Annotated in this window: 10 protein-coding genes; 9 read left to right on the top strand and 1 reads right to left on the bottom strand. The window is 59.8% G+C overall.

Annotated elements, in window-relative coordinates:
* The first annotated feature begins 124 nt into the window (after positions 1-124).
* From BUE15_RS21885 to trxA, 9 genes are all read left to right on the top strand, one after another.
* Positions 125-280, top strand: a complete 156-nt coding sequence (locus BUE15_RS21885) for a hypothetical protein (RefSeq protein ID WP_170865158.1) — start codon at positions 125-127, stop codon at positions 278-280.
* Positions 281-330: 50 nt separating this feature from the next.
* Complete coding sequence (locus tag BUE15_RS04375) at positions 331-750, top strand: hypothetical protein (protein WP_073281475.1); 420 nt, start codon at positions 331-333, stop codon at positions 748-750.
* Between the two features lie 231 nt (positions 751-981).
* Positions 982-3,315, top strand: coding sequence for a LysM peptidoglycan-binding domain-containing protein (locus BUE15_RS04370; protein WP_073281473.1), 2,334 nt, complete (start codon positions 982-984; stop codon positions 3,313-3,315).
* A 42-nt stretch (positions 3,316-3,357) separates the two neighbouring features.
* Positions 3,358-4,035, top strand: a complete 678-nt coding sequence (locus BUE15_RS04365; protein ID WP_084548812.1) for a LysM peptidoglycan-binding domain-containing protein — start codon at positions 3,358-3,360, stop codon at positions 4,033-4,035.
* Between the two features lie 265 nt (positions 4,036-4,300).
* Positions 4,301-7,987, top strand: coding sequence for a DNA polymerase III subunit alpha (gene dnaE / locus BUE15_RS04360; RefSeq protein ID WP_073281470.1), 3,687 nt, complete (start codon positions 4,301-4,303; stop codon positions 7,985-7,987).
* A 581-nt stretch (positions 7,988-8,568) separates the two neighbouring features.
* Positions 8,569-9,087, top strand: coding sequence for a GbsR/MarR family transcriptional regulator (locus BUE15_RS04350; protein WP_073281466.1), 519 nt, complete (start codon positions 8,569-8,571; stop codon positions 9,085-9,087).
* Between the two features lie 112 nt (positions 9,088-9,199).
* On the top strand, positions 9,200-10,117 hold the full coding sequence (locus tag BUE15_RS04345; protein ID WP_073281465.1) for a TIGR01777 family oxidoreductase: 918 nt from the start codon (positions 9,200-9,202) through the stop codon (positions 10,115-10,117).
* A 98-nt stretch (positions 10,118-10,215) separates the two neighbouring features.
* Positions 10,216-10,605 (top strand): hypothetical protein, encoded by a 390-nt coding sequence (locus tag BUE15_RS04340; RefSeq protein WP_073281464.1) that lies wholly within the window; start codon positions 10,216-10,218, stop codon positions 10,603-10,605.
* A gap of 159 nt (positions 10,606-10,764) precedes the next feature.
* Positions 10,765-11,094 (top strand): thioredoxin, encoded by a 330-nt coding sequence (trxA, locus tag BUE15_RS04335; RefSeq protein ID WP_044003005.1) that lies wholly within the window; start codon positions 10,765-10,767, stop codon positions 11,092-11,094.
* 133 nt (positions 11,095-11,227) lie between these two features.
* On the opposite strand, the gene BUE15_RS04330 is transcribed toward trxA, so the two are convergent.
* Positions 11,228-12,211 carry a TonB family protein gene (locus BUE15_RS04330; RefSeq protein WP_084548811.1) on the bottom strand — a complete coding sequence of 328 codons (984 nt, stop codon included), beginning with the start codon at positions 12,209-12,211 and terminating at the stop codon, positions 11,228-11,230.
* Positions 12,212-12,424 lie beyond the last annotated feature (213 nt).

Here is a 12,424-nt window from a genome sequence, read left to right as displayed (position 1 = left end):
CCGGCCGGCGTGGTGGTGGAGATGCCCCACAAGAAGCCGCCGAAGCGGGAGTTGACCTTCGCTCAGCAGCTGTACAACCACTTGCTGAGCCCCTTACGCGTGGTCATCGAGCATGCCCACCGGAATGAAGCGCTTGCGCATGGTACAGGACACGCTGCGCTTGCGCGGCCAGTGGCGGCGCGACACGGTCATCGTGGTCGCCTGCGGGCTGCACAACCTACGCGTGCGCAGTCCCCTGCGCCTCTACGCGCCCGATAAATTCCCCAAACTGTCCGAATAAGGTTTATTGACGTCAACTTATTTTCTCACTTACCTCTTTTTCTCCCCTTTATGAACTTGAAATACGATACCCTCACCACCCGTGCCGAGTGCGACGCCGCGCTGGCGGAGGTAGAATTCGAGCTAAAAACCTATCTGACCCGCGACGCCACCGGCGAGCTGGCCGACGAGCGGGCCGACCGCACCCAGGCCAGCACCAGCAGCCAGCTGGCCCGCGTCGAGGCCCGCATTGCCTCTTCCGAAGCCGTGCTGGCCACCGCCGGCATCGACGACGAAACCCGCGAAACCACCACCGACGAGCTGGCTGCCCTGCGCGTGCAGCGCACCCGCCTGGCCAAGCGCCAGCGCCAGGCCACCGGCCTGGCCCGCTTCCTGGCCGCCGTCGATGCCGAGCAGGTAGCCCAGCAGGTAGCCACCCTTTCCAGCGTCAAGGACGGCATTGCCGCCCACCGCGCCACGCTGGCCGCCTAGCCCGGCCCCAGGCAGCTGTTGGCGCCAGCGGCAACTGCTTGGCAGTACCCCGAAGCGGTGCTTCGGCCCGTGCAGGCCCACTGTCCGGTCGTTCGGCCGAAGCACCGCTTCGGGGTACAGGGGGGGCAACTGCACCCCGCTTCTTAGCAAACAAAAACGCCAGCCTGAGGCTGGCGTTTCGTTTCCCGGCCGGTTTTCGCCTACTTTGTGGGAATGAGAACCTGCTCACCCATGAAAAAACTCGTACTCGCGCTGCTTTGCTGGCTGCCGCTGCTGGCGGCGGCTCAGAGCGTTCCGGTGCCCGCTACCCTCGATTTTGCCGGCCTGCACCTGCGCCTCACCGAGGGCGGCCGCCGCGCTGTGCAGCAGAAGGTAGACGCCCTGCGCAGCCATCCAGCCTCCTTCCAGGCCCGCGTAAACCTGGCCGACGCCTACTTCCCCATCATCGAGCGGGTGTTTCAGCAGGAAGCCCTGCCGCTGGATTTCCGCTTTCTGGCCATTCAGGAAAGCGGCCTGCAGGGCGATGCGCAGAGCATTTCCGATGCTATAGGCTACTGGCAGTTCAAGCGCGAGTCGGCCGCCGACTATGGGGTAGTGATGAACGATGTGGTGGATGAGCGCAAGCACATTGTGGCCTCGACGCAGGCAGCCGCCAAATACCTCAAGCGCAACAACAACGCCCTGCACAACTGGGTGAACACGCTGCTGAGCTACAACCTGGGCGCCACCGGCGTGAAGCCTTACACGCTGCCCACCGACTTCGACGCCACGGAAATGGAAATTTCCGAGAAGACGCACACCTACATTCTGACCATGCTCGCCCATAAGCTGGCTTATGAGCCCGCCGTGGGGCACAACCCCAAGCCGCCCATGCTGCTGCAGGAGTTTCCGGCTCCGGCCGGGCAGCCGCTGGCGGTACTGGCCCAAAGCCTGCAGGTAGAGCCCGCCGAGCTGCTGAAGCACAACCGCTGGCTGCTGGCTCCCACCGTACCCACCGACCGAATTTACACGGTGCTGGTGCCCGTTACGGACCCGCTGCAACTGACGGCTATGGCGGCGCAGCAAAAAAACGCCACCGCCGGCCAGCTCCTCAACGCCCCCCAGCCCGACCCGCAGAACGCGGAGTACGTGCGGGTGAACGGCCTGCGGGCCCTCGTGGCGCTGCCCGGCGAGACCAAGGAAAGTCTGGCGAAGCGGGCCGGACTTAAGGTGCGCCGGTTCATGCAGTACAACGACTTGTTCGCCTTCGACAACATTGTGGTGGGCCAGCCCTACTTCGTGCAGAAGAAGCGCGACAAGAGCGAGGTGGAATACCATGTGGCGCAGGCCGGCGAAAGTGTGGCCACAGTGTCGCAGAAATACGGTATCCGGGCCAAGGCCATCTGGAGCAAAAACCGCATGCCCCGCAACGAGGAGCTGCGCCCGGGCCGTATTCTGTGGCTCAAGCACACCCGTCCCAAGGAGGTAGCCATTGAGTACGCCGACAGCAAAAACGAGGCAGCCCTGGCAGCCTTCGAGCGGCCGAGCAGCAAGCCGATAGCAGCCGCGCCAGCGCCAGCAGCAGAAGCTCCCGCGGCCAAGCCCGCGCCTAAAAAGCGCCGCATCGACGAAACCGAGCCCTATATGGGCAAAACGGCCAGCGCCGTACGCGTGCTGGAAGATGCCGTGGAAGGCTCCGACGAACCTACCATCACAGGCGTCGTTACGCAGCCCGACAGTGCCACCGACGCCACCACCGAAAACCTGAACGACCTGGCGCCGGCCCCTTCAGCAACGCCGGCTCCCAAGTCGCCGGCAGTGGCGGCCAGCCCTGCGCCGCGTCCGGCAGTCCCGGCAGCCAGTCAGCCAGCTCCGCTTCCCGCCCGCAAAGCGCTGCCTACCTCCGCTCCTATTGGTGATGAGCCAACCGCAGAAACCGAAGAGGTAGCCGCCACTCCGGCGCCCCGGCCGGCCACTAAACCCGCGGCCCCAGCTGCCAAACCTGTCACTACTGCGGCCACACCCGCCGCCGCACCGGCACCTGCTACTGCCAGCACGCCCAAACCAGTGCCGCCGGTAGCTCCTGCAGCCAACGCTGGCACGGTAGAAGCCATTCCTGCCAACGGCCTGCACACCGTGCAGCCCAAGGAAACGCTCTACTCCGTGGCCCGCCGCTACGGCCTGCGCCCCGCCGACCTAGTAGCCTGGAACAATCTGCCCCAAAACCCTTCTCTGCGGCTGGGCCAAGTGCTGCGCGTAACGGCTGAGGAGGCGGCACCCACTGCGGCGCCCGCGGCATCTGCTCCGTCGCCAGCGGCTCGTTCCGGTATCTATCAGCCCAAATCGGTGGCGGTGCCCGCCACGCCGCCGGCTGCCAAACCCGCTGCTGCCCCAGCGGCCACGGCCCCGACCAGCAGCAATCCGGCCCCGGCCGCCACGGTGCGCCACACGGTGACGGCCGGCGAGTCGATGTATGCTATTTCGCGCAAGTATGGCGTCACTATCAAGCAGATTATGGAGTGGAACAACAAGCCCGATTTCAATGTGAAGCCCGGCGAAGTGCTGCTGGTGCAGCCCGCGAAATAGCCTTTCTCTTTTTCAACTCAGAAGTATAGAAACACTTTTAGAATGCGTTTTTTCTCTCGCGTTTTGTCGCTGGGCAGCCTGCTGCTGCCTCTCTCTTTTGCCAGCCATGCCCAGCAGGCGCCTGTCGATAAGCCAGTGGCTTTGTCGGAAGACTCTGTTCGGGTGATGTCGGGGCTGGTGCAAACCAGTGTGCGGCAGCTTCGGGCCATCTACAACGAACCCGACGATGCCCGCGCCACACAGCTCATTGAGTCGGCTCTGCAGCAGATGCCGGCCTACAATCAGCGCCTGAGCCACTATACTGCCAGCCTGCCCCGCGAGCAGCAGCAGCAACTGGCCAAGCGCCTGCGCCAGCAGCCCTGGCAGGTAGAGCTGCAAACCCTGATGCGCAGCCCGCAATACCGCAGCTTCAGCGCCCGCACTGCCAAAAACCCTGAGCTAAAAGCGGCAGCTGACCGGCTGCAGAAATCCGGCTTCGTGGGTACCACTAAACCGGCTATTGCGGTAGCGGCCGCCGCTCCGGCCACCAGTCTGGCTCCGGCAAAACCCATCGAATTTACTGTAAGCAGTGCGCGGCAGCACACGGTAGTAAAGGGCGAAACCCTGTTCGGCATTGCCCGCCACTACAAGGTAAAGCCCGCCGATATTCAGGCCTGGAATAGCAAATCCGATAATAATGTGCGCATAGGCGAAGTGCTGACTATTCAGCAGGCGAACTAACAGCCTCATCCGCTACAGCCTCCCCCTCGAAAAGGCCGCCTTGCAGGGCGGCCTTTTTGCGTTTTACATTCGCTCCGGCAGAGCTGCGTTTTACGCAGGCAGCAGGCCCGGAATATGGTCAGCGGTGTGGTGGGCGGGGCAGCTGGCGGGCCTTTCTTTTCTACTGATACGCCAAAATCCGTTGCCATGCACTCTTTCCCGGCCGCCATTTCGTGGGTAACTTTACTTAATACTTCGTGCCCTAACGGCCCGCAGTTAGTTGCCCATGCCCGTTTTCTCGCACCTTCATTCGCACACCCAATATTCCCTTCTTGATGGCCAGGCCAGCATTGGCGCCCTGATGAAAAAGGCCCAGGCCGATGGCATGCCCGCCGTAGCCCTCACCGACCACGGCAACATGTTCGGGGCGTTCAACTTCGTGGCCGAAGCCAACAAGTACAACGTGAAGCCGATTGTGGGCTGCGAGTTCTACATGGTGGCCGACCGCCACAAAAAAACCTTCAGCCGCGAGAAAGGCGAGCGGGACAAGCGTTACCACCAACTGCTGCTGGCCAAAGACCAGGCTGGCTACCACAACCTCGCTAAGCTCTGCTCTATGAGCTTCATTGAGGGCGTGTACAGCAAGTTTCCGCGTATTGATAAGGAGATTCTGCTGAAGTACCACGAGGGCCTGATTGCTACCTCCTGCTGCATTGGCGCCGAGATTCCGCAGGCTATCCTGTTCGAGAGCGAAGCCAAAGCCGAAGAACTGCTGAAGTGGTGGCTGGATGTATTCGAGGACGACTACTACATCGAGATTCAGCGCCACGGCCTGATGAACTTCGATGGCACCGGCAAGAGCCAGGAAGACGTGAACCAAGTGCTCCTAGGCCTAGCCAAGAAGTACAACGTGAAGATTATCTGCACCAACGACTCGCACTACGTTGACCAGACCGACTTCGCGCCCCACGATATTCTGCTCTGCGTGAATACCGGCGAGGAGCACAGCATCCCCGTAGGGGACTTCCAGACCCAATACTTCCGCCTGATTTCTCAGGACAACAAGGTTCTCTACGACCACCTCGACAACCTGCGCCCGCTCTCCGGGCAGGATGCGGCTATTCGGCGGCAGTTGCAGCGCATTGATGAGGAAGCGCAGAGCCCCAAGCCGCGTGCGCGCTTCGGTTTCGCCAACGACCAGTTCTACTTCAAGACGCAGGAGGAGATGAACGCGCTGTTCGCCGATGTACCGGAAAGCGTGGACAACACCAACGAGATTGTGGACAAAATCACGCCACCTAAGCTGCAGCGCGACATTCTGCTCCCCAACTTCCCCCTTCCTCCCGAGCACCCCACCGCCGACGCCTTCCTGCGTCACCTTACCTTCAAGGGCGCATTCGAAGGACCTAAAGCACGCTACTCAGAGCGCACGCCGGAGATTGAGGAACGCTTGGACTATGAGCTGCGCGTGATTGAAACCATGGGCTTTGCGGGCTACTTCCTCATCACCCAGGACTTCATCAACCACGGTCGTAACATTGGCGTGGCCGTAGGTCCCGGTCGGGGCTCGGCGGCGGGCTCGGCAGTGGCCTACTGCATTGGCATCACCAACATCGACCCGATTAAGTACTCGCTGCTGTTCGAGCGTTTCCTGAACCCGGAGCGCGTGTCGATGCCCGATATCGACATCGACTTCGACGACGTGAACCGCCAGCGCGTGATTGACTACGTGGTGGACAAGTACGGCAAAACCCAGGTGGCCCAGATCATCACCTTCGGGACCATGGCCGCCAAATCCAGCATCAAGGACGTGTCGCGGGCCATGGAGCTGCCGCTGCCGGTAGCCAACGACCTGGTGAAGATGGTGCCCGACCAGGTGGGCACCACGCTGCAGAAGGCGTTTGCCGAAAACCAGGAGCTGGACATGATCCGGCGCGACGACGCCCCCGACAACTTACGCGGTCAGATTCTGCGCCTCGCCGAGAAGCTGGAAGGCTCCGTGCGCAACACCGGTATCCACGCGGCCGGCGTTATCATCGCCCCCGACGACATCACGAAGTACATTCCCGTTTCCACGTCCAAGGACTCGGACCTGCTCATCACGCAGTTTGATGGCAAGGTGATTGAGTCGGCGGGGATGCTCAAGATGGACTTTCTGGGGCTGAAAACCCTGACCATCATCGTCGATGCCATCAACCTGATTGAGAAGAATCACGGCGTCAAAATCGACATTGACGCCATTCCGATTGACGACCAGAAAACCTACGAGCTGTACCAGCGCGGCGACACGATTGGCACGTTTCAGTTCGAGTCCGAGGGCATGCGCATGTACCTCAAGGACCTCAAGCCCACCAACATTGAGGACCTGATTGCCATGAACGCCTTGTACCGGCCGGGCCCGATGCAGTTCATCCCGAACTTCATCAACCGCAAGCACGGCCGCGAAACGGTGGACTACCCGCACGAGCTGCTGGAGCCTATTCTGAACTACTCCCAGGGCATTATGGTGTACCAGGAGCAGATCATGCAGACGGCCCAGATTCTGGCCGGCTACTCCCTCGGCGGCGCCGACTTGCTGCGCCGGGCCATGGGTAAGAAGGACATGAAGAAGATGGCCCTGGAGCGGGAGAAATTCTGCGAGGGCGCCGAGAAGCTCCACGGCATCAAGGCCAAAAAGGCCAACGAGGTGTTCGACGTGATGGAGAAGTTTGCGGCCTATGGCTTCAACCGCTCCCACTCTGCCGCCTACTCGGTAGTGGCCTACCAGACCGGCTACCTCAAGGCCCACTACCCCGCCGAGTACATGGCCGCCGTGCTCACCAACAACATGGGCGACATCAAGAAGGTGACGTTCTTTATTGAGGAAGCCCGCAAGCAGGGTGTAGCCGTGCTGGGCCCCGACGTGAACGAATCTATCCTGAAGTTCAACGTGAACACCCAGGGCCAGATTCGTTTTGGGATGGCGGCCGTGAAGGGCGCCGGCGAAGCGGCCGTGGAGGAAATTGTGCAGGAGCGCGACAAAAACGGGCCGTACGCAGATATTTTCGACTTCTCGCGCCGCGTAAACCTGCGGGCCGTGAACAAGAAAACCTTCGAGAGCATGGCCCAGGCCGGCGCCTTCGACTCGTTTGAGCGCTACCACCGCCGCCAGTACATTGAGGCTCCGGCTTCCAATGACCAGAACGTCATCGAGAAGGCCATGAAAGTGGGCCAGCAGCACCAGGCAGCCAAAGAATCGGCGCAGCAGAGCCTCTTTGGCGGCGGTGGCGACATGATGGCCATTCCGATGCCCAAGATTCAGGACATGGAGCTGTGGAGCCCCACCGAGAAGCTGCGCCGCGAGAAGGAAGTAGTAGGCTTCTACCTCTCAGGGCACCCGCTTGATGACTTCAAGCTGGAAATCGACTCGTACTGCACCTGTGGCCTGGACAAGATTGAGAGCTACAAAAACCGCGACATTACGGTAGCGGGCCTGATTTCCAACGTCCAGTTCAAGACCACCAAAACCGGCCAGCCCTTCGTGAGCTTCAACATTGAAGACTACGAATCGAGCCTGAACCTGGCGCTGTTCCGCGACGACTACTCGAAGTTTTCGGCCCTGATTAACCCGCGTAACTACGACAAGGAGCAGGTGCCGCCCATGTTCATCCGGGGCAAATACGCCCAGCGCTTCCGCGACTCCGACCAGTTCGAGTTCAAGATCATGACCATGGAGCCGCTGTTCAACGTGGCCGAGAAGCTCGCCAACGGCGTGCGCGTGCAGCTGGACCTGCGCACCATCACGGAGCCCTTCATGGACCGTTTTATGGAGGCTGTAGAAGGTTGCGCGGGCTCTAAAAAGCTCGAAATCAAGTTCGCGGAGCCGCACGAGCACCTGGCCGTTGACACCTACTCCCGCCGCTACCGCATCGAGCCCAAAGAGTTCATCCGCAAAATGCGCGAAATGGAAATCGACGCCTGCCAGCTGATTTAGGCTGATTGCGCATGTAGTCAATTGCTAACGCAGGTGTTGCTTCTGGTAGCAGCACCTGCGTTATTCGTTGCAATCAACTTCCGTTACACCCATTATCCTATGCGTCAGCTGCTACTTTCGTTTCTAACAATACTGTTTCTGAGTAGCTGCCAGGAAAAGCCAAAGCTTACAGAAGCCCGACTGAGGGGAGCTTGGCATTGCCTAAAGCAAGCGGAAGCCGATATGCTTCCCGATGATATGATCATCTATAAAAGTGGCAGGTTTCTCACCATGGCCAACTACTACGGCCAACAAAGCGCCACCCTAAATCAAACAGCCGACTCCATTACCTTCCGACAAGGTTGCACGGGTTTCATCTCTCCCGTTGCTATACATATGTCACCTGACCTGGCACAAGACACACTACTGTTGAACGGACGCCGGTTTACGCGTCTCGACTCCGCCACTTCTGTCGACGGCTGGCACGATGCAATAGAGGATTTTCGCGCCAGAGTCCGGCTTAAGAATAAGGGAAGGTGAGGCAGTGAAAATATTCTTTCAATTTTTATTGAAAGTTCAAGACCTTCTTCTATATTTACACCATGCAACTCGACGAAGCCAGGCGCAGATTCATTGAAGGCTGGGGCACCCTGGGCTCGGCCTGGGGCGTGAGCCGCACGATGGCGCAGGTGCATGCCTTGTTGCTGATATCAGTAGGGGCGCTGAGCACCGAGGACATTATGGAGCAGCTGCAGATTTCGCGGGGCAACGTGAACATGAACGTGCGCGCCCTGATGGACTGGGGCATTGTGCGCAAGGAGCTGCGCCCCGGCGAGCGACGCGAATATTTCTCGGCCGAGAAAGACATTCACAAAGTGGCCACTCTGATTCTGCAGGAGCGCCGCAAGCGGGAACTGGAGCCCATTCTGCGCGTGCTGGGCGAAATCAGCCAGGTAGAAACATCCCCTGCTGCTACCCCTGAGGAAACGGTGGCCTTCACGCAGATGATAGCCAGCATCCAGAATTTCGCGGGCTTTGCGAACCGGGCCGCTTCCACTCTCATCAAGGCTGATGAGAACTGGTTTGTGAGCACCTTCATGAAGCTTATGCGCCCGAATTAATACGCCAGCTTATTTTTTTATTATCATATTTCAATTTTTACTGAAAGTACCATATCACCTAACACCTACCCCCAACCCTTGCCTTCATTCTTCACGCACAGCTTATAAGAGTATGGAACGGCCTAAAATGATTCTCGCGGGTGGCAACGGTTTTCTGGGTCGGCATCTGGCGCAGCATTTCACTCAGCTTGGCTACCAGATAGTAGTGCTGGGCCGCTCGGCCAGCGGGCATACGGTGCAGTGGGACGGCCGTACGCTGGGTCCTTGGGCGGCGGAGCTGGAAGGGGCAGCCGTGCTGCTCAACCTGGCGGGCCGCTCCGTAGATTGCCGCTACCATGCGCTTAATAAATACGCCATAACGCGCAGCCGCACCGAAAGCACCCGGGTTCTGGGCGAAGCAGTGGCGGCCTGCCGAAACCCACCGGCCGTGTGGCTCAACTCCTCCACCGCCACTATCTACCGGCATACTCCGGCCGATGAGCCGGCCAACACAGAGGCTGCCGGCCAGATTGGGCGGGAGTTTTCGGAGATGGTGGCGCAGAAATGGGAGGCTGAGTTTCGGCTGGCGGCCACGCCCCACACGCGCCGCCTGGTGCTGCGTACTGCCATTGTGCTGGGCCCCGATGGCGGCGCGCTACCCATGATGGCGCGGCTGGCGCGCTTCGGCCTCAGCACGCCCCAAGGCGACGGGCAGCAGTGGATCAGCTGGCTGCACATTGCTGATTTCTGCCGGGCGGTGGAGTATCTGATAGCCCATCCGGCACTGGAAGGAGCTTTCAATCTATGCGCGCCGCAGCCGCTCCGCAACTTCGAGTTCAACGCGCTGCTTGACCGGCACTACCAGCCACGCTGGCACCTGCCGCAGCCCCGGTGGCTACTCGAAATAGGAGCGTTTGTGCTGCGCACCGAAACCGAGCTCATCCTCAAAAGCCGCAAGGTAGTGCCACAACGGCTGCTGGAGGCAGGCTTCAGGTTCCGGTATCCTTCCTGCGCGGCGGCCCTGCACGACCTGCTGCCGCACCTGCCTTAGCTCCTGCGCACCACACTCGCAAACCGGCGCTGGCGGCTGAACCCAGCGGATTTCACTTCCACTTTTTCACATTTTTTCACCTTCAACACCCCAACGTCATGAACTACTATCTGCTGGTGTACGGCGTGTATCTGCCCGTCACGGTGCTGCTTACGGTATGGGTAGCCCGCACTTTATTCACAAACGGCCGCACTTTTCTGGTCGACATCTTCCACGGGAATGAGGCGCTGGCCGATTCCGTCAACAAACTGCTTCTGACCGGATTTTACCTTATCAACATCGGCTACGCCACCCTCACGCTCCGCAGCACCGATGTAATCAGTAGCTACCAGCAGAGCGTAGAAACGCTCAGCATCAAAATCGGCACCATCATTCTGATCCTGGGCGGCATGCACTTCTTCAATTTGTACGTGTTTTATAAGCTGCGCAACCGGGCGCAGGAATACAGCCGCGACCTAAGCTTTGTGCTGGATAAGAAGGAAAAATAGCGGTTGGGCTGCTTCTGCACGGTTCAGCTAGGCCGCACAAAAAACGGCCAGAATAAACGTCGAACTTTCTGGCGTGTGCCTTGTTGAAACGCAATCTGCTACCTTGCAGCCCCAAGATTCGTAAGAAGCATTTTTCACCGTCACAAACCCCCTTCCGTCATGGGACATAAAGCCATCGAAATTACCGATGCTAACTTCGACCAGATCATCAACTCCGACAAACCCGTGCTCGTGGACTTCTGGGCCGAATGGTGCGGCCCCTGCCGCATGGTAGGCCCGGTGGTAGAGGAGCTGGCTGGTGAGTATGAAGGCAAAGCCGTTATCGGTAAAGTTGACGTAGACTCCAACCCGCAGACTTCTGCCAAGTTCGGTATCCGCAGCATCCCGACGCTGCTCGTATTCAAGAACGGCCAGGTTGTGGACAAGCAGGTAGGTGCAGTGCCGAAGCACGTACTGGCCCAGAAGCTGGATGCGCAGGTAACTGCTTAATTCTGCTTTCTGCCTAATGAGAAGCGCCGCCTCGGTTTCGAGGCGGCGCTTCTTGTTTAACGGGACTCTCAGCTTCCAGCGCTGCTGGCCTTACCCTGCCGCTCTTGAGGAAGTAGCACAGCTGGTGCGGGCCTCAATACATATCGTCGGGAGAGGCGGCGCGGGCTTCGGTAGGGGGCACCTGCGGCGGCCGTACCCCATTGAACAGCGAAAAGCTGGGCGAGAAGTGAATGGGCACGGTAAAGGTCATGGCCGTCGGCACGTTGTACTCGCGGCCGGGCTCGAAAGCGGGCAGGCTGGCTACTACGCGGCGCGCTTCGAGGTCGGCTTCGGGTGAGAGTCCCTGCACCACCTGCACCTGCCCTACTTGTCCGTTCTCGTCGACGGTGTAGCTCACCAGTACTTTGCCGGTAATGCCTTTGCGGCGCGTACTCCGGGGATAAGTTGTGGTCCGGGCGACATAGCTGAGCATGGCTTCCTCGCCGCCCGGAAAAGCCGGCAGCTGGCGCCTATGCAACTTTCCGGCATACGCCGAGCCATCCTCATTAAAGAAGGCCAGTGCTGGCCCTTTCTCCCGGCTGGGCAGCTCTATTGCGCTTAGCTGGCCGTTGCGGTAAAAGTAGCGCCACTCCCCTACCGGCTGGCCCGCCGCATAGCTTCCCTTCGACCGTTTTTGTCCGTTCCGATGTACGCTGATCCAGGGGCCCACCCGCTGCCCGTTGGAGTATTCGCCGCGCTGGCTTACGCGCCCGTCTTCGTACCAGGCCACGTACAGGCCGTCAGCTTCATCGTTTTGGTACTGCACCTGCGCGGCCTTGGTTCCGTTGGGATGGTACCACGTCAGCAGGCCAGTGCGCACTACGGGGTCGAGGGAGGTTAGCGTGCCGCGCAGCAGCAGCGTGCCGTTCAGCGCATACTCACGCATAGGATACGTGCCGAGCAGCTCGTTTTTCCGGTCTACAATGCGGTAGTGCGTGGCGCTGTCGGGCACAGTAGCTTCGTCGCGGCTGTTCAGGTATACGGCCGGCATGCTCTGCGCCACTGCGGCCACTGGCAGGCTTAGCAGTATTCCCGAAAACACAATAAACCAGAACTTCGTCAGCATAACCTCAGGCATATTAGCTCAGGAAATATACTACTTCTCCGCCCGCTGCCCAAGCACTATCCGAATTGTTCAGGAAAATCTATTTACGCTACTATACTTAGTGCCAGTGGCTTGGCTTATACCTACTCATGCCAGAATACTGAGAGCCGCAAACCGATAGTCCTATTGCTGTACGGCTGCCGGAAACCCTGCTCTACGCAGCGGAAGCACATCCTCTTCCAACAC

The organism is Hymenobacter psychrotolerans DSM 18569, from assembly GCF_900142395.1.
Lineage (GTDB): Bacteria > Bacteroidota > Bacteroidia > Cytophagales > Hymenobacteraceae > Hymenobacter > Hymenobacter psychrotolerans.
The sequence above is the reverse complement of the archived record's forward strand: the minus strand, read 5'-3'. Positions and strand labels throughout refer to the sequence as shown.